Origin of the sequence: Erythrobacter sp. (assembly GCF_030066995.1) — a bacterium.
Classification (GTDB): domain Bacteria; phylum Pseudomonadota; class Alphaproteobacteria; order Sphingomonadales; family Sphingomonadaceae; genus Erythrobacter.
In genome coordinates this window covers 1,008,908-1,026,753 of the sequence record NZ_JASJAP010000001.1, presented here as the reverse complement: position 1 = coordinate 1,026,753, position 17,846 = coordinate 1,008,908, and the positions used below count along the sequence as shown (strand labels likewise).

At 63.2% G+C, this 17,846-nt stretch carries 15 protein-coding genes; 10 read left to right on the top strand and 5 right to left on the bottom strand.

All coding sequences use genetic code 11. The features are described 5' to 3' along the window. Positions 1–7: 7 nt before the first annotated feature. The 6 genes from QNI87_RS04890 (at position 8) to QNI87_RS04865 (ending at position 7,317) form a co-directional block, all read left to right on the top strand. Entirely contained in the window at positions 8–1,126 is a 1,119-nt protein-coding gene (locus QNI87_RS04890; RefSeq protein WP_300594759.1) for an XrtA/PEP-CTERM system-associated ATPase, read from the top strand. 27 nt (positions 1,127–1,153) lie between these two features. After that, positions 1,154–2,047, top strand: a complete 894-nt coding sequence (locus QNI87_RS04885) for an XrtA system polysaccharide deacetylase (RefSeq protein ID WP_300594756.1) — start codon at positions 1,154–1,156, stop codon at positions 2,045–2,047. Further along, complete coding sequence (locus QNI87_RS04880; RefSeq protein ID WP_300594753.1) at positions 2,044–3,111, top strand: FemAB family XrtA/PEP-CTERM system-associated protein; 1,068 nt, start codon at positions 2,044–2,046, stop codon at positions 3,109–3,111. Before QNI87_RS04885 ends, QNI87_RS04880 begins: the two co-directional genes overlap by 4 nt. Before the next feature lie 17 nt (positions 3,112–3,128). After that, entirely contained in the window at positions 3,129–4,370 is a 1,242-nt protein-coding gene (locus QNI87_RS04875; RefSeq protein ID WP_300594750.1) for a TIGR03087 family PEP-CTERM/XrtA system glycosyltransferase, read from the top strand. A 97-nt stretch (positions 4,371–4,467) separates the two neighbouring features. Then, positions 4,468–5,409 carry an exosortase A gene (gene xrtA, locus QNI87_RS04870; protein WP_366146163.1) on the top strand — a complete coding sequence of 314 codons (942 nt, stop codon included), beginning with the start codon at positions 4,468–4,470 and terminating at the stop codon, positions 5,407–5,409. Positions 5,410–5,418: 9 nt separating this feature from the next. Then, positions 5,419–7,317 (top strand): XrtA/PEP-CTERM system amidotransferase, encoded by a 1,899-nt coding sequence (locus QNI87_RS04865; RefSeq protein WP_300594747.1) that lies wholly within the window; start codon positions 5,419–5,421, stop codon positions 7,315–7,317. 2 nt (positions 7,318–7,319) lie between these two features. Here QNI87_RS04865 and zapE read toward each other — a convergent pair whose 3' ends face one another. From zapE to QNI87_RS04850, 3 genes are all read right to left on the bottom strand, one after another. After that, positions 7,320–8,435 carry a cell division protein ZapE gene (gene zapE, locus QNI87_RS04860; RefSeq protein ID WP_300594744.1) on the bottom strand — a complete coding sequence of 372 codons (1,116 nt, stop codon included), beginning with the start codon at positions 8,433–8,435 and terminating at the stop codon, positions 7,320–7,322. Further along, positions 8,435–8,920, bottom strand: coding sequence for a PaaI family thioesterase (locus QNI87_RS04855; protein ID WP_300594741.1), 486 nt, complete (start codon positions 8,918–8,920; stop codon positions 8,435–8,437). Before QNI87_RS04855 ends, zapE begins: the two co-directional genes overlap by 1 nt. 83 nt (positions 8,921–9,003) lie before the next feature. Next, positions 9,004–9,786 (bottom strand): succinate dehydrogenase iron-sulfur subunit, encoded by a 783-nt coding sequence (locus QNI87_RS04850; protein WP_300594738.1) that lies wholly within the window; start codon positions 9,784–9,786, stop codon positions 9,004–9,006. Positions 9,787–10,065: 279 nt separating this feature from the next. On the opposite strand from QNI87_RS04850, the gene QNI87_RS04845 reads away from it, so the two are divergent. Both QNI87_RS04845 and QNI87_RS04840 read left to right on the top strand, forming a co-directional pair. After that, positions 10,066–10,800: an SDR family NAD(P)-dependent oxidoreductase gene (locus tag QNI87_RS04845; RefSeq protein ID WP_300594735.1), complete on the top strand. Its 735-nt coding sequence runs from the start codon at positions 10,066–10,068 to the stop codon at positions 10,798–10,800. Positions 10,801–10,897: 97 nt separating this feature from the next. Then, positions 10,898–11,206: a GIY-YIG nuclease family protein gene (locus QNI87_RS04840; RefSeq protein ID WP_300594732.1), complete on the top strand. Its 309-nt coding sequence runs from the start codon at positions 10,898–10,900 to the stop codon at positions 11,204–11,206. A gap of 75 nt (positions 11,207–11,281) precedes the next feature. Here the strand turns inward: QNI87_RS04840 and QNI87_RS04835 are convergent, their stop codons facing one another. Beyond that, positions 11,282–12,301 carry a phosphoribosylglycinamide synthetase gene (locus QNI87_RS04835; RefSeq protein WP_300594729.1) on the bottom strand — a complete coding sequence of 340 codons (1,020 nt, stop codon included), beginning with the start codon at positions 12,299–12,301 and terminating at the stop codon, positions 11,282–11,284. Positions 12,302–12,503: 202 nt separating this feature from the next. On the opposite strand from QNI87_RS04835, the gene QNI87_RS04830 reads away from it, so the two are divergent. Together QNI87_RS04830 and QNI87_RS04825 are read left to right on the top strand one after the other, a co-directional pair. Then, positions 12,504–13,997 carry a hypothetical protein gene (locus tag QNI87_RS04830; RefSeq protein WP_300594726.1) on the top strand — a complete coding sequence of 498 codons (1,494 nt, stop codon included), beginning with the start codon at positions 12,504–12,506 and terminating at the stop codon, positions 13,995–13,997. A gap of 10 nt (positions 13,998–14,007) precedes the next feature. Then, positions 14,008–14,640, top strand: coding sequence for a class I SAM-dependent methyltransferase (locus tag QNI87_RS04825; RefSeq protein ID WP_300594723.1), 633 nt, complete (start codon positions 14,008–14,010; stop codon positions 14,638–14,640). A gap of 77 nt (positions 14,641–14,717) precedes the next feature. On the opposite strand, the gene QNI87_RS04820 is transcribed toward QNI87_RS04825, so the two are convergent. Beyond that, positions 14,718–17,537 (bottom strand): ribonuclease E/G, encoded by a 2,820-nt coding sequence (locus QNI87_RS04820; protein WP_300594721.1) that lies wholly within the window; start codon positions 17,535–17,537, stop codon positions 14,718–14,720. Positions 17,538–17,846 lie beyond the last annotated feature (309 nt).

The window sequence follows — 17,846 nt, the reverse complement described above, 5'->3', positions numbered from 1 at the left end:
AACGATCATGTACGAGCAACATTACGGCCTCAGCGACAGACCTTTCCAACTGACGCCCGATCCGCAGTTCTATTTTGAAAGCGCCAGCCACAAGAAGGCGATGAGCTATCTGAGTTATGGTCTTAACCAGGGCGAGGGTTTCATCGTGATCACCGGTGAGGTTGGGGCGGGCAAATCCACGCTCGTCGCGCATCTCATGGAGCGTATCGACACAAAGGCGCTGACAGCTGCGCAGGTGGTCACCAGCGCGCTTGATGGCGAAGAACTGGTGCATGTGGTCGCCCAGGCGTTCGGTTTGGACATTGAGGGCAAGGACAAGGCAAGCGCGCTCGGGGCGATCGAGCGTTTCCTTCAGGACGAGGCGCGCGAAGGGCGTCGGTGTCTGCTGATTGTCGATGAGTGCCAGAATCTCGATTTCACCGCGCTGGAAGAATTGCGGATGCTTTCAAACTTCCAGCTCGGCTCGCACCCACTGCTTCAGAGCCTTTTGCTTGGGCAACCCCAGTTTCGCCGCACTCTCGCCCATCACCCCGATCTTGAGCAATTGCGCCAGCGCATCATCGCCTCGCACCACCTTGATGCGCTCAAGCCTGATGAGCTCGAAGACTATATCACACATCGCCTGAAGCAGGTCGGGTGGGACGGTCGACCGACGTTAGGCGAAGGCCTGGCGCCCGATCTGTTCAATGCAACGCGCGGCATACCCCGCCGGATAAACCAGGTGATGAACCGGCTTTTGCTGCTGGGCGCGATTGAAGACGAAGATACGCTCAGTCAGTCCATGCTCGAAGCGGTCTGCGAAGAAATGATGGCGGATCAAACGCGCGGCGCGCCATCGCAAGCGAGTGAGCCGAAACGCCTCACCGGCCCAGATGTGGGCACCGCGCAGAGCGCTGCGGCAATGTCCGATGCAGAGGATCGCTCCGCCGAGCTGGAAGCCGCGATTGGCGAACTGCAAGCGGCCAGCGCCCTGGCGCACGACACAAGTCAGGCAACTGATCCCGAAATGAGCGAAGCCATCGAACGGCTCGAGCAGCGGCTTGAGGAGCAGGAACGCTCTTTCCGCCATGTTCTCACGGTGCTGATCGAGTGGCTTGAAGACGGAAATTCTCGCGAGGCGGCGTAGGTGATGGCGCGTGGCGAGGCCATTGACATGCGCGTGACAAACGCTCTCTCGGTCGACGTCGAAGACTGGTTTCAGGTGGGCGCGTTCGAAGGTGTGATCGAGCGCGCGAAATGGAATGGAATTTCGGCGCGCGTAGAGAGCAACGTCGATGCGATCCTCGCGCTTTTTGCAGACGCCGGAGTGAAGGCCACCTTTTTTAGCTTGGGCTGGATTGCCGAGCGTCATCCCGCGCTGATGCGACGTATTGCAGAGGCTGGCCATGAGATTGCCAGCCACGGTTACGATCACGCGCGGGTCTTCACCTTCGATCGGGCGGCCTTTGGCGAAGACATTCGCAAAGCGCGCGCAATTCTCGAAGACGCCACTGGGCAACGCGTTGCGGGATACCGCGCGCCCAGCTTTTCGATCGATGCGCGCACGCCTTGGGCGTTCGAGGAGCTGGCGCAGCAGGGGTACACCTATTCATCGAGCGTCGCCCCTGTTGCGCACGACCATTATGGTTGGCCCGAAGCTCCGCGCTTTGCCTTTCGCCCGGTCGCTGGGGCTGACCTGATCGAGCTTCCGGTAACGACCGCGCGCCTCGGTGGGCGGCGCGTTGCAGCAGGAGGCGGAGGGTTCTTTCGAGTGTTGCCCTATAGCTTCTCGCGCTGGGCGATCCGGCAAGTGAATCGCGATGAGAAACGCCCGGCGGTGTTCTATTTCCACCCCTGGGAAATCGACCCCGATCAGCCCCGCGTGCCCGCCGCTCCGTTGCGTTCGCGACTGCGCCACTACACCGGGCTCAAGACAATGGGCGGGAAGCTGAAAGCGCTGCTCGGAGACTTTGCATGGGACCGGATCGATACGGTGGCAGCCCACGAGGCCGCGCGCGCTCGCGACTATCCTGTCGCTGAGATCGACAAGCGGGGTCTGGCTGCGTGAACGCGCCGGTCGCCTCAACCTATCAGGTTTCGCTGGCCGACCTATCCGACCCGCGCGTCGCGGCTCGGATCGATGGGTTTGTGAAGGAGCAGCGCGCCAGCCTCTTTCATCGTCCTGCGTGGCTTCTTGCCGTGCAAGAGGGGACAGGGCAGCGCGCTGGCGGCTTGGTGTGCGAACAGCTCGGTGTGATCGCCGGGTGGCTGCCCCTTACCGAAGTGCGTTCTTCGCTGTTTGGTCGGGCCCTGGTTTCAAGCGGCTTTGGTGTAGGAGGGGGGCTTTGCGGCGTCAGTGAAGGCGCGACAGGGGCTTTGATCGGCGCAGCGCAGCGATACGCCCGCGCGCATGGGTTTGCCTCTTTGGAACTGCGCGGAGGCTCACTGCCGATGGGCGAGGGCTGGCGGCGGTGGAACGACAAGCATTGCGGCTTTGAGCGTGCGCTGGCGCAGACCGACGAAGCCGAACTGCTCGCCATTCCTCGCAAGGCGCGCGCAGAGGTGCGTAAAGGAATGGAAGCCACGCTGCCGATCCGGATCGGAAAGCGACCTGAGGATTTGCGCGCTCACTACGCCGTGTTCTCGCAGAGCGTGCACAATCTTGGAACTCCCGTGTTTCCGGCCAAGCTGTTTCGCGCGATGCTCGCCGCCTTTCCCGAAGAGAGCGATATCCTGACCGTGTTCAAGGACGGCACCCCGGTCGCAAGTGTGCTCAGCTTCTACCACCAAGGCGCGGTCATGCCGTTCTGGGGCGGGGGCACAAGGGCGGCGCGGTCCGCGCATGCGAGTGAGCTGATGTATTACGAACTCATGCTCGACGCCCGCAAACGCGGCATGACACGCTTTGATTTTGGTCGCTCGAAAACGGGAAGCGGGCCGTATCGCTTCAAGAAGAACTGGGGTTTTACCCCGCAGCCTCTGGCTTACGCTGAGTGGACGGCACCGGGTGGGGTGCCGCGCAACGTCGATCCGACGAGCGAGGCGTATTCGCGGAAGATCGAGCTCTGGAAGAAGCTGCCGCTTCCGATTGCCAACGCAATCGGCCCCATGATCGCACGCGGGCTGGCTTGAGCGGGGAGGCGGCGCGCGTGAGCGAGATACTCTTTCTGACCCATAGGATCCCGTTTCTTCCCAATCGCGGAGACAAGATCCGCAGCCATCATCTGCTGCGCAAACTCGCATCAATGGGGCCAGTTCATGTGGGTTGCTTTTACGAGCGCACAGAAGACCGAAGCAGCGTCGCTGCGCTCGATGCCATCACCGCATCGCATTGCGTCGTTCAGCGCTCCAAGCCGCTCGTTCTGGCCGGAGCCCAGGCGGTGCTGTCCGGGAAGCCTGTCAGCTTGACCGCGTTTCATAGCGCGAAGCTTTCAGCGTGGGTCGAGCGCACGCTGGACGCCCGACCGATTTCGACCATCGTCGTGTTCTCGGGACAGATGGGCCAATACATCCCCAAGGAATTCGCGGGCCGCGTGATTATCGACCTGTGCGACGTCGACAGTGCGAAGTTCGAAAGCTACGCCGAGGCTGGCGAACGCGTCTGGCTCAACGCTCGAGAAGGCCGTCTGCTGGCCGCCGAAGAGGATCGTTTGGCGCGCCTTTGCGACGCGACTGTGCTGATCAGCAAGGCCGAGGCGACGCTTTTTCGCTCGCGCCTGAGCGATCCCGAGGCGGCGCAAGTGAAGGTCATCGGTAACGGCGTTGACGCTTCCACGTTCGATCCGGCCACGGTTCCCGCTCACAAGGCCATGGTGTCCGATCACGGCCCGCACCTCGTGTTCACCGGCCAGATGGACTACAGGCCCAACGAAGCGGCGGCGCTCTGGACCATAGAACAGCTTCTGCCCGTCATTCATCAGCGTTACCCATCGGCGCGGTTCCACGTCGTTGGCCGCAGTCCGACCCCGGCCTTGTTGAAGCATGATGGCGGCAACGGCGTGCATGTTTGGGGCGCGGTGCCCGACGTTCGCCCTTTTCTTGCGGGCGCGACGTGTGTTCTGGCGCCGCTCCTCATCGCTCGCGGTGTTCAGAACAAGGTGCTCGAGGCGATGGCGATGGCCCGGCCGGTCCTTTTGACCGAGCAAGCCGCCACCGGCATCGGCGCAAGCGATGGCGAACACTGGATGGTCTGCCGTCCAGACCTGCAGGCGATGCTCAAGCGTCTTTCCCAAGTCCTCGACTTTCCAGAGGCCGCCGCGCAAATGGGGCAGGCGGCGAGGGACTTCGTACTCTTCGAACACGATTGGGATGCCGTCCTTGCGCCGATGGACGCCCTGGTGAGCGGCAGGGGCCTCCCGGTTGCGACGATGCGGGCTCGCCATGCCGCCTGAACCGGTCCAAGCACCTTCCAAGCCGCTCAGGGGGCGGGCGCAAGGCGCTCCGCGTGCTGTTGCGTCCCCTCAGTGGCTCGCATCGATCGCTTCGCTTGTGGCGGCGACCGCTGCGCTTGTCCTGCTTTGCGCGCGCGAATGGGGGGAGATGCTGCATCAATGGTGGGACATCGACACCTACAACCACATCCTCCTTGTCCCGGCTGTGATCGGTTGGCTCGTATGGATGAAGCGTGAGCAACTGACGAAGATGACGCCGCGCGCGTCGGCCTTTGGACTGGCTGTCGTCGTAGCGGCGCTGCTGGTGTGGCTTGTGGGGCGAACGACGAGCATCAATCTGCTTGCGCACGCTGGAGCCGTGGGAGCCATACAAGGGGCGATTGTCACGATCCTGGGCTTTCGCGTGAGCGCCGTGCTGGCTCTGCCCCTGGGTTACATGGCTTTCCTCGTTCCGTTTGGCGATGAGATCGTCCCCTTTCTTCAGGCGATCACCGCCGATATCGCCATCGCCATCACGCACTGGAGCGGCGTTTCGGCGCGTATCGACGGCGTTTCGATCGACACGCCCGCCGGTTTGTTCATCGTTGCCGAGGAATGCTCGGGGGTCCGCTTCCTCATTGCGACAGTTGCTCTGGCGGTGCTCATCGCATTCACACGTTTCGAGAGTCGGAACCGGCGGGCAGCATTGATGGCGGCCGCCGTAATCGTACCGATCCTTGCAAATGGTGTGCGCGCCTGGGGCACGATCTACATCGCCCAATTTGTTGGTGTCGAGTTCGCCGCCGGGTTCGATCACATTGTCTATGGTTGGTTCTTCTTCGCGTTTGTGGTCGCTGCCATGCTCGTCGGCGCGTGGCCGTTTGTCGAACGCGAGCCGCAGGACTACGGCTACACATCCGCCGAAGCCTTGCAGCTGCGCTGGTTGAATCGATTCGACCCCGCAAAAGCCCACCCGGTGCGAGAGCTGGCTGCACTCGCAGCGCTCGCCTTGGCGGCAAGCGGGTTTGGCGCGTTCGCTGCCCTCGCGGCGCTGGCCTGAGCGTCCATTATGTGCGGCTTGGCCGGTCTTTTTGATCCAGACGGCAAGGCAACGATCGCGATCGGGCGCGTTGAGCGCATGGCCCAGGCTTTGACCCATCGAGGCCCCGACGGGGCAGGGGTGTGGAGCGCGCCTGGCATTACCCTTGGTCACCGGCGCCTTTCGGTCATCGACCTTGAAGGCTCGCCGCAACCCATGCTCTCGGTCGATGGGCGGGCGGTCGTCGCGTTTAACGGCGAGATCTACAATTACGAAGAGATCCGCGCCGAGTTGGCGAACGAGGGGGTGCGGTTCGCGACTAAGGGCGACACCGAGGTGATCCTCGCCGCGTGGCAGCGCTGGGGTGTGGATTGCCTCGCGCGGTTCGACGGCATGTTCGTCTTCGCGCTTTATGATCTCGACAAACGCCAGCTGTTCCTTGCGCGCGATCGCTTTGGGGTGAAGCCGCTGTTTCTGGCCGAATTGCCCGACGGGACGCTGGCGTTTGGATCGGAGCTCAAAGCGCTCCTCACCGAACCGTCGCTGGCGCGAACGCTCGATCCATACGCGCTCGATGCCTATCTCGCCTGGGGCTATGTGCCCGACAGCCACTCGATCCTGAAAGGCGTCCGAAAGCTTCGAGCGGGTCACTTCATGCTCTGCGAAGTCGGAAAGCCCTTGCCTGAGCCGAGGCGCTGGTGGGACGTGTCCTTTGTTGATCGTTCCGACCGCAGCGAAGACGAGCTGGTCGACGAGCTGCGCCAAAGGCTGAGGGATGCGGTTCGATCGCGCATGACGGCCGACGTTCCTTTGGGGGCGTTTCTGTCCGGCGGGGTCGACAGTTCCAGCGTCGTGGCCGTGATGAGCGAGACAAGCGCGCAGCCGATCAAGACCTGCTCGATCCGCTTCGACGTCGAGGCGGTGGACGAAAGTGGATACGCTGAACGGATCGCCGATCAGTACGCAACCGACCATCGTGTTCGCACAGTCAGCCGCGACGATTTCGCCGCCGTGGATGCGCTTGCTGGCATGTTTGACGAGCCCTTCGCCGACGCCTCGGCCTTGCCAACCTGGCGTGTCTGCCAGCTTGCGCGCGAGCATGTGACGGTCGCGCTGTCGGGGGACGGGGCGGACGAAGCGTTTGCCGGGTATCGAAGACAGGTCTTCCACCACCATGAGGAGCAAGCTCGTCGGTGGCTGCCCGCCGCGCTGCGCGCGCCGGTGTTCGGAACATTGGGGCGCCTGTGGCCCAAAGCGGACTGGGCGCCGCGTCCGCTGCGCGCGAAGGCGACGCTGCTCGCGCTGGCGGAGACGGGCGAAGCGGGATACGCCCGCGGGCTTTCGGCGACCACGCCGGCTCAACGCGCCGGATTGTACAGCGAGGGGTTCGCGCGCAGACTGAGCGGCTCTCGCGCCGAAGACGAGCTGATCGCGCTGATGCGCGCTGCCCCTGCAAGAAGCGGATTGGACCGCGCCCAATACGCCGACCTTGCGTTTTGGCTGCCGGGGGACATCCTGACCAAGCTTGACCGCACAAGCATGGCGGTCGGCCTTGAAGCGCGCGAGCCGCTGCTCGATCATCGGCTGGTTGAGTTTGCCGCTAGACTGCCCGAGGCATTGCGGGTTCAGGGCGCGGACGGCAAACATCTGCTGAAGCGCGCGATGGAACCCAACCTGCCGCGCGATATCCTCTATCGGCCCAAGCAGGGCTTCGTAACGCCGCTCGCTCAGTGGCTGCGCGGACCGCTGGCGAGCGAGGCGAGAGAGCTCGCGCGCTCGAGCGCGCTCAGCGAGACTGACTGGTTCGAGCCGCGCGCGATGGAGCGCCTGGTCGAGGCCCATATCAGCGGTCGCCGCGACAATTCGCGGCTGCTCTGGCAGCTGATCATGTTGGAGAAATCGATCACACACCTTGAGCTCACCGGCTGAGCTCACGCCTCGGTCCCGTGCCCCAGCGCAAGGTAGGCGTCGCTTTGCATCTCGTTGAGACGGCTCACCGTGCGTTCGAACTCAAAGGCGCAATCCCCGGCCTGGTAAAGAGCTTCGGGCAGCGCGTCGGCGGTGGCGAACAGCTTGACCTTGTGCTCGTAAAGCGCGTCGATCAGCGTCACGAAGCGCGCCGCCTCGTTACGGTTTTCGGGGCCCATGATCGGGATGCCGACCAGGATCACGGTGTGATAGGCGCGCGCGATTGCGAGGTAGTCCGGCGCGCCGCGCGCTTCGCCGCACAACCGTTTGAAACTGAAGACCGCCACACCCTTCAGGCTCTTGGGCACGTGGAGGCTGCGCTTTGCGCCAATTGCCAGCTCTTCGCTCGGGACGTTGTCAGCGTCCTCGGGCTTGAAGTCAGTGAGACGGAAGAAGGCCTCGCGCACCTTCTGCGTCGCCGCATCGCCAAGCGGTACGTGCCACGTTGCCAGGCCGCCGATCCGGTCGAGCCGATAGTCTGTCGGACCGTTCAGACTGAGCACATCGAGTTCGGAGTGGATAAGATCGATGAAGGGCAGGAAATGCTCGCGATTGAGCCCATCCTTGTAGAGGTCGTCGGGAGGACGATTGCTGGTCGTCACTATCGTCACCTCCTGGTCGCGGATAAGCTGGGTGAAGAGGCGGCTCATGATCATGGCATCAGCCGAATTGTTCACGACCATCTCGTCAAAGCTGAGGCACCGTACCCCGTCGGCAATTCGCTGCGCGACGGTCGGGATCGGATCGCCCGGATGGGTTTTGCGCGCCTCTCGGATTGCCTCGTGCACCTCCTGCATGAAGGCGTGAAAATGGACGCGGCGCTTCTCGGGGATGCCGAGCGTGTTGTGGAACAGGTCCATCAGCATCGACTTGCCGCGTCCCACGCCGCCCCACATGTAGAGGCCTTGAGCCCGGCGCGGGCCGGTGTTGAAGAACTGCGTGAGCAGCCCGCCCGGGCGCTTGGCCTCAAGGTCCTTCTCGAGACGATCGAGGCGCTCGGCGGCCACCCGCTGATCGGGGTCCGCGCGCAGCTCCCCGCTGGCGATCAGCTTTTCGTACCGGGCAAGCAGGCCACTCATCAGGAAACGGGAAGCGGTTTCATCTTGCGCACGATCCCCGAATAGCTGGTGACGATGCGCCCCCCTTGCACGCACTGCCCGCGCGCGAACATCATCCGCCCGGTCTCCTGCGTGATCTCGCTCACCGCGTCGAGCGGCTGCGTCGGATCGCCCGGACCCACGAACTGGGTCGAAAGCTCAACCGTTACCGAAGGCCCGGCGTCGCCTTGCCCGATCATATGCAGGGTCGCAAACAGCGCGATATCGATCAGTCCCAGAGAAACGGCGCCGTGTATGTTGTCCGCAAGGTTGGTGTGCCTGCGCTCGGGGAACATGCGCAGCCGGCACAGATCGCCTTCCGTGCGCACCCACATTTCTCCGAGAACCTGTGTGTTATAGCGCGTCCGATCGATCAGGTTCCAGGTGTACCAGCCCTCCTCGCCATTGGTTTCATCGCGCGAAAGCGGGCGATGTTCGAAGGGCAGATTATCGGCAACGTTTGTCATACGTTTGGGCGATAAGAGCTGGGCGCGGCAATGCAAGCCGCGCAAGCCGCTCATGTACCATCTGACCGAAGTAGGAAAGCGCCCTAGATGGCCCGCTCGGCCATCATCTTCTTGGTCTCGGCGATCGCCTTGGCGGGAGAGAGCCCCTTGGGGCACACATTCGCGCAATTCATGATCGTGTGGCAGCGATAGAGGCGGAAAGGATCTTCCAGCGCATCGAGCCGCTCACCGGTCATCTCGTCGCGGCTGTCCGCAAGCCAGCGATAGGCCTGAAGCAGGATCGCAGGACCCAGGAACTTGTCCGAATTCCACCAATAGCTCGGGCACGAGGTCGAGCAACAGGCGCACAGGATGCACTCGTAAAGCCCGTCGAGCTGTTCGCGCTGCTCGGGCGTTTGCAGTCGCTCCTTGCCCGAAGGCGTGGGCGAGACCGTTTGCAGCCACGGGCGGATCGAGGCGTATTGCGCGTAGAAATGCGTGAAATCCGGCACCAGGTCCTTGATCACATCCATATGCGGAAGCGGTGTGATGCGAATCTCGCCCTTCAGATCCTCGATCGCGGTGGTGCAGGCGAGCGCGTTCTTGCCGTTGAGGTTCATCGCGCAGCTGCCGCAAATCCCTTCGCGGCATGAACGGCGAAAGGTCAGCGTGGGATCGACCTCGTTCTTGATCTTGAACAGCGCATCGAGAACCATCGGACCGCATTCATCCAGATCGATCTCGAACGTGTCGTAGTTCGGGTTCTTGCCGCTATCCGGGTCATAGCGATAGATCTTGAAGCTTTTGACACGCTTGGCGCCTTGCGCCTTGTGCGTCTTGCCGTCCTTGCGGATCCTGGAGTTCTTCGGAAGCGTGAAGGTTGCCATGATGCGAATATCCCAAATTCGTTTGACTTCTCTCTAACGCCTCGTTCCCGCGTGGCAAGATGCGCGGCGTTGCGCGCTTTGAGACCCGACTTGCCTTGCGCACAACGCCCGAGACGCCGCTCGGTTCGTCGCACGTGGAGAACGCTTGGAACACATGGAACACTGTCCTGACGGGAAAAAGCTAGCGGGTCGCGCAGCTGGCCTTGGCGCTCGCCTTGCGCGGCGTGTGAATGAGCAGAAGCAGGGAACAAACCGGCCATCGGCCCGCTCTTACCGGCAATGAGCACAGTAGGAAATTGGCCGAGACGCGCCGCGATCTTCGGCAGCACCGGGGGTATTGGACGCGCGCTGTGCGAGGCGCTCATCGAGAGAGGGTGCGAGAGGGCCTACGCCGGATCGCGCGCCGGAACTGAACCGACAGGCCCGGCCATAACGCCGTTCGCGTTCGATCTGTGCGATGAGGCGAGCATCGCTGCGGCCGCGCACATGATGAAGAATGAACCTCCCGACTGGGTGATCGCGGCGAGCGGGGTGCTCACACTCGCCGATGGCACCGGGCCAGAGCGCACGTACAAGAGGCTTTCGGGCGAAGCGATGGCCGAGGTTTTCGCGCTGAACACAATCGGCCCCGCGCTGATCGCGAAGCATATCCTGCCCCTGATGCCGCGTTCCGAGCGCTTCGTCTTTGCCGCGCTGAGCGCGCGGGTCGGCTCGATCTCGGATAACCGCCTTGGCGGATGGCATTCCTACCGCGCCTCGAAAGCCGCGCTCAACATGCTCTTGAAGAACTTCGCGCTCGAATTGGGCCGCACGCACAAGAAAGGCGTGATCGTGGGCCTGCATCCTGGAACGGTGGACAGCGCGTTGTCAAAGCCGTTCCAGTCGAACCTGCCCGAGGATCAACTGACCGAGCCGCGCGAGGCGGCGGCGAACTTGCTCGGCGTGCTTGCGGGCTCAAGTCCTGAGGACAGCGGCAAGGTGTTCGATTTCGCGGGGAAGGTGGTGCCGGCGTGAGGCGGCGTGGTCATGCGCGCAAATGAAGGCCTGCGACCCCACTTGCGGCCATACTTCGTCATTCCCGCGCACGCGGGAATCCATTGAGCTAGGTCCAATGCACAAAGAGTTTCAACCAACGGTTTACCTGTTGGCATCCGCCTATAACGGCACGCTGTATCTCGGCGTCAGTTCGCATTTGCTCCAGCGCATTGCTCAGCATCGCGACGGTACATTCGAAGGTTTCTCCAAGAAGTACGATGTGCATCGTCTAGTTTGGTTCGTACAGCATGCGGCAGTGGAGCAAGCCATCTTGCGCGAGAAGCAGATCAAGAAATGGCGGCGCGCTTGGAAGGTGGATTTGATCGAAGAAGACAACCCAAGATGGCGAGATTTGGCCGAGGACTTTGGATTTGAGCCGTTGTGACACAGTGGATTCCCGCGTGCGCGGGAATGACGACAATGTTAGTGTCCGCTTCCTACCCCATAGCCAGACACTCGCTCAAATCAGTCCGTGCCGCGCTAGGCCCTCCGCCAGCAGCGTCTCGATCAGCTGTTCCTGCTTCCATCCCGCCAACGCCGCTGCGCGGCCAAAGACCTTTTGCGACCACAGATTGCAGTTGAGATTGAGTTCGAGGAACTGGATGTCTCCGGTCTCCTCGTTCACGCGAAACTCAAAGCGACCGTAATCGAACGGGCGGTATTCCTCCCAGCAGGCCTGCGTCATCTCGGCGATGCGGGCTGACATGTCCGGGTCCTCGAACGGGTCGAGCGAGTATTTCTGGCTGCGGTCCACCAGATCGCGCTTTTCGTAATAAGTCCGCAAATGCGAAGGATCGGCCTGGCGGAAGATCATCATCGGCAGGATCTGTGGCTCGCCGTGAATGGTGACGACCGGGACCTCGACGTCGCTCCCTTCAAGGAAAGGTTCGACAATCGCATCCTGCCCGCCATTGGCGGGATCGGTGTGAATGCGCTCGACCGCCGCCTTCACGCCCGCCCAGTCATACGCGTCCTGAACGCCCCAGCTGGCGGAGGAATTGTTGGGCTTGATGACATAACGCGTGGCCGGCGGCAGCTTGTCCTCGCGCACCGGCGCGCCCTTGCGATAGATCGCCCAGGGCGCGGTTTGCAGCCCTGCATCGACGGCGGCGCGCTTGGCCAGGTGTTTGTCATCCGAAAGCCCGCGCACAATCGGGTTGGCGCCAAGATACGGTATCCCCGCACGCTCGCACAGCAGCGGCACGAGCATTTCGGAGTTGAAGAACCCCGCGCGGTTCAAGAGCGGGAAGACAAAATCGATGCCCTCAGGGGGATCGAACAGGATGTCATGGGTCTGCGCAATCCTGAGATTGAGCCCCAGGCCTTCGAGAATCTCGCGCATTTCGCGGTGGTAGAGCGCGTGATTGCCATCCTCGGGATGGATTTCGCCTTCCCACAGCGCATTCTTGGCCAGAAAAAGGATTGTTAAGTGTGCCTTGGCGTCTTCGGGCAGGGTGAGGGGCGTGAGACGGGGCGTCATAGGGGCTTTCGAGATCACACGAATATCTGGCGCTGCCCTTACGGCGTGCGCCATCCCAGCGCCAGCCATTCCTGTGTATTTTTCCGTAATTCGTGGATTGATTACCCAGCCTCATGGTGCATAAGCTGCAACAAGGCGCTTAGTCGCGCTCGGTGAGACCGGGGCCCTCACCCAAATCGGACGCGAAGGGAACCTCTCTCGAATGACGGTCAGCTCAGCTGCGGTCGATGTCGGCCTGCATCGTGCCTTGAACAGCTTTGCCATGAACGCGCGGGCCCGCGAACTCGTGCGCCGCCTGGCCAGCGGAGGAGATGCGCGCATCGAGCTCGACCCCGAAACGGGTCTCAATCGATATCTTTCCGCGCCCTATCCGCGCGATATTCTGGCCTATTCCTCATCGACCATCAGCGATATCTCGGCGCAGGCTTTCGCCCATCTGCTCGAACAATCCGCGAGCCTTGAAGCGCGCTCTTACGACGCGGGGCTGGCATCGCTTCGCGGGCGGATCCGTGCGGCGTTTTCGCTGGGCGAGGGCGACGCTCAGATCGTGTTCGCGCCCTCTGGCACCGATCTCGAATACGTCGCGCTGGCCTGCGCTCGCGGACGAGCGGATGGGGGCGTGCACAACATTCTTCTCGGCGCGGATGAGATCGGCAGCGGCTGCATTCACTCGGCCCACGGGCGGTTTTTCGCAGGCAAGACCGCGCTCGATGCGGCGACTACACCCGGAGAGACCGTGCCCGGCTGCGGTCCGGTCAGCTTGGTGGACGTTCCGGTGCGATGCGCAGCGGGCCGGGCGCGTTCCAGCGCCTCGATCACGGACGAGATCGCGCGCGAGATCGAGCGGGCAAGGGCGCTTGGCAAGCATTGCCTCGTGCACGCGGTCCACGGCTCGAAGACGGGCCTGGTCCTGCCTTCGCTGAGCGATATCGACGCGTTGCTGGAGCGATACGGCCCGGCGGTCACTGTCGTTGTGGACGCGTGCCAGTCGCGCATCATGACGCCCGCCATCCACGCCTATCTTGAGCGCGGCTGCCTTGTGTTGATGACCGGGTCCAAGTTCATCGGGGCGCCGCCGTTCAGCGGGTGGGCGCTTGTCCCTCCCGCCGCCGCGTCGGGCGCGACCGCTTTGCCCGGAGGCTTTGCGCGCATCTTCCGCCGCGCCGAGTGGCCCGAAGGCTGGCCCGGGCGCGGCGCTCTGGAGGACAGCGCCAACCTATCGCTGGCCCTGCGGCTGACCGCGGCGATCTTCGAACTCGAACGTTTCCAGGCCATACCGGTGGAGCGTGTCGCTCAGCTCATCGACGCGTTTCAGGAATCGGTGGAGGCGCATCTCGTGTCCCCGCTGGGGCTGCGGCGCGTGTGCCCTTACGCCGAGGCGGGCAGCGCTTTTGCGGGACCGGTCGAAATGCGAACGCTAATCACGCTGGATGTGACGGCCTTGCCTGGCGTCGAGAGCTTTGAAGACGCGCAGGCGCTGCACCGCGACCTTGCTCTCGACGGCATCCGCCTGGGCCAGCCGGTCAAGTGTGTCCGCCGCGCTGGAGACGGGCGGGGCGCCTGGGGCGCGACCTTGCGGGTCGGCCCGAGCATGCCGCAAATGGCGCGCTGGGCGAGGATGAGCGAGGCGGCGCTGGCGACCGCCCTGGCGGATGACATGCAGCGCATCGCCACTGCGATCCGGGGGCGGTTGTGAAGGTGCGGGTGTGGGACTGACAAGCTGGTACGAACGCGCGATCATGCCGCGTCTGATCACCTGTGCCTGCAGTCAGGGACAGGTCATGAAGCGCCGCGCCGAAGTGGTGCCGCTTGCACGAGGGGACGTCTTCGAACTGGGCTGCGGAGGCGGCATCAACCAGTCCTTTTTCAATCGCTCCCAAGTGCGCAGTTACGCCGGGATCGACCCGCATGAGGGCCTTCTCGACACCGCGCGAGAGGCGGCGCGGCGAAAAGGTTGGTCGGCGGATCTGAGAGCCGGTGTCGGCGAATCGATCCCGTTCGCGGACGCCATTTTCGACACGGTCGTTTGCACCTTTACCCTGTGTTCGGTCGAGGATCCGGCGCACGCGCTTTCGGAAATGCGCCGCATCCTTCGCCCGGGGGGAAAGGCGCTGTTTCTGGAGCATGGCCGCGCGCCCGATGCGGGCGTGGCGCGCTGGCAGGACCGGATCGAGCCGCTCTGGAAACGCCTGGCGGGCGGATGCCACCTGACCCGGCCCATCGCCAGCGCGGTTGACGATGCGGGCTTCGCAGTGGAGCCGGTCGGCAAGGGCTACACGCCGGGCGCTCCGAAATTCGCCGGATGGATGGAGTGGGGCGTAGCCTACAAGTCGGGCTGACGCCGCGCCGGAGACGGTTCTCCAGCGCGGCATCAGGTTTCGATTAGAGCCGCCGGGTCTCGCTCAGAGCGAAAGCGTCATTCGCCAAAGGTGCGCTGCCACCAACCGCGCTTCTTGGGGCCGGACGAGGCCGCCTCGGCGTCCGCGTCTTCGCCCGTTTCAGCGGGTTCGGGTGCTGAGACCGCCTCGGATTGCTCTGCCGGCGTTTCCTCCGAAGCCTTGGCCGCGGTTTCCACCTTTTTCTTGCGCGGCGCGCGCTTGCGCTTGGGTTTTTCTTCCTTGGCCGGAGCCTCTTCGGCCGTGGTGGTCTGCGCGGCCGTGTCCGCCTTGGCGGCTTCCTCGCCCTCGCTCTTCTTTTTGCGCGGCGCGCGCTTGCGCTTGGGCTTTTCGGGTTCGACTTCCTTACCCTCTTGCGCCATGGCTTCAGCGGTTTCGGGCGTGTCGTCAGGCCCGGCAACGACGCTCATGTCGTCCTTTACCTGTTCGGACACGTCTTCGAGCTTGTCGGTCGGCAAATCGCCCCCCGCTTGGTCCCCTGGTTCGTCCGCCGTTTCGTGACCCGCTTCTTCGCCGCCATCTTTGGCCGTGTCCTCGCCGCTTTCGGCGTCGCTTTCGGCGCCGCTTTCGGCGTCGCCTTCGGCCTTGCGCCGACGACCCCGGCCACCGCGACGACGGCGGCGCTTGGGTTTATCCTCGCCCGCTTCAGCGTCGTCGCCCGGCTCATCCTGTGTTGAGGCGTCTTCGTCCGATTCCTCGGCGGAATCCCGGTCCGAGCTATCCGAGCCTTCATCCTGACGCTTCTTGTTGCGACCCCGTCCACCGCGGCGCCGACGGCGCTTCTTCTTTCGCGGTGCATCGTCTTCGTCTTCACCGGTCTCGTCGAACGCGTCCTCTTCGGGAAGGTCGTCCTCGTCGTCTTCGTCGACAATTGGCTCGAATTTCGGCGATTCGGTCGGACGCGGGCCGGAGCTGCCCACGCTCATCTTCGCGCCTTCCTCCTCACCTTCCGGCACGACCTCGACACTGACGCCATAGCGCTGCTCGATCTCGACCAGATCGTGGCGCTTCTCGTTGAGCAGGTAGACCGCCGCCTCCGTGCTGGCGGCTAGACGGATGGTCGTCCCTTTGCCTTTGGCGGCTTCGTCTTCGATCAGACGCAGCGCCGAAAGGCCCGCGGACGACGCCGTGCGCACAAGGCCCGTACCATCGCAGTGGGGACAGGGCCGGGTGGTCGCCTCAAGCACGCCGGTGCGCAGGCGCTGGCGGCTCATCTCCATCAGACCAAAGCCTGAAATGCGACCGACCTGAATGCGCGCGCGATCGTGCTTGAGCGCTTCCTTCATCGCCTTCTCGACTTTGCGCGTGTTGGAATTGTATTCCATGTCGATGAAGTCGATGACGACAAGACCGGCCATGTCGCGCAGGCGCAGCTGGCGAGCGATTTCACGCGCGGCTTCAAGGTTGGTGTGAAGCGCGGTTTGCTCGATGCCGTGCTCTTTGGTGGAGCGGCCGGAGTTGATGTCAATCGAAACGAGCGCTTCGGTGGGATTGATGATCAGATATCCGCCCGATTTCAATTGCACCATCGGATCGTACATCGCGCGCAGCTGATCTTCCGCGCCGTAGCGCTGGAACAGCGGAACCGGGTCGGAATAGGCTTTCACACGGCGCGCGTGGCTGGGCATCAGCATCTTCATGAACGCCTTGGCCGACTTGTAGCCTTCCTCGCCTTCGACCACGACCTCTTCGATCTCGCGGTTGTAGATGTCGCGGATCGCGCGCTTGATGAGGTCGCTGTCCGAATGGATGAGCGAGGGCGCGGTGGAACTGAGCGTGGTCTTGCGGATCTCGTCCCACAACCGCGCAAGGTAATCGAAGTCGCGCTTGATTTCGGTCTTTGTGCGGGAAAGGCCCGCCGTGCGCACGATCAGGCCCATGGTCTTGGGAAGCGAGAGATCGGCTACGACCTGCTTCAGGCGCTTGCGATCGCTGGTGGAGCTGATCTTGCGGCTGATGCCGCCGCCATGGGAGGAATTGGGCATCAGCACGGTATAGCGACCCGCGAGGCTGAGATAGGTGGTGAGCGCCGCGCCCTTGTTGCCGCGCTCTTCTTTCACGACCTGAACGAGCAGCACCTGGCGGCGCTGGATGACGTCCTGAATCTTGTAGCGGCGACGCAGCGCCATGCGCTTGGCTCGCACCTCGTCGACTTCCTTGGCGCGGCTGCGGCCCCTGCCGCCTTTGCCGGCCTTGCCACCTTTGCCCTGACGACGGCGACCGCGGCCCCGGCCCCGGCGCGAACGGCCCTTCTTCCCTTCGCCTTCGTCCTCGCCGTCTTCGGACGCTTCGGCGTCGCCGTCGCTGTCGCTGTCGTCCCCGGCGTCCTCCTCGCCGTCGTCTTCCTCACCGTCGTCTTCGTCGTCGTCGTCCGACGCGCCGTCTTCGATGGTTGAAACCTTATCCTTTTCGGACGTGTCGATTTCTTCGAGACCGTCTTCGGCGATCTCTTCGACGAGCTGTTCCGCGCTCTCGTCTTCGGCGTCATACTCCTCGCCGGGCGAGACGCCCTCATCCTCTTCCTCTTCGCGAAGACGCGCTTCTTCGGCGGCGGCTTCGGCTTCTTCGGCCAGGAGCTGTTCGCGATCCTCTTGCGGGATCTGATAATAGTCTGGATGGATTTCGCTGAAGGCGAGGAAGCCGTGGCGATTGCCGCCAAAATCGACAAAGGCAGCCTGGAGCGAGGGTTCGACCCGCGTAACCTTGGCTAGATAGATGTTGCCTTTGATCTGCTTGTGTTCAGCCGATTCAAAGTCGAATTCCTCAATCCGGTTTCCCTTGAGAACCGCCACCCGGGTTTCTTCCGCGTGGCGCGCATCGATTAGCATGCGCGTTGCCATGTATGTGTCTCCAAACGCCCCGCTCTGCCGCTCTCTTGAGGGATGGGGGGCGTGTCATTGTGTGATGGACGGCGCGGGTCATGCCCACGCCAGATGGGATGCTCGCGCAGAGGCCCCGGTCGACCCGGCGCGGTGCCGGCCCCGACAAAAGGTGTTCTTGCGCGAAATTCGTGTCTGCTGCGCGGGACGCTGCGGCGCTGTGCGCGGTGTGGCTCGCTTGCCGCGATGCGCAAAGGCTGCGCTCCGGACAAATCTGCGAGGCCATACGTCTCGTCACTGCATCAACCTGTTTGGGGCTCTTGAGAGAGA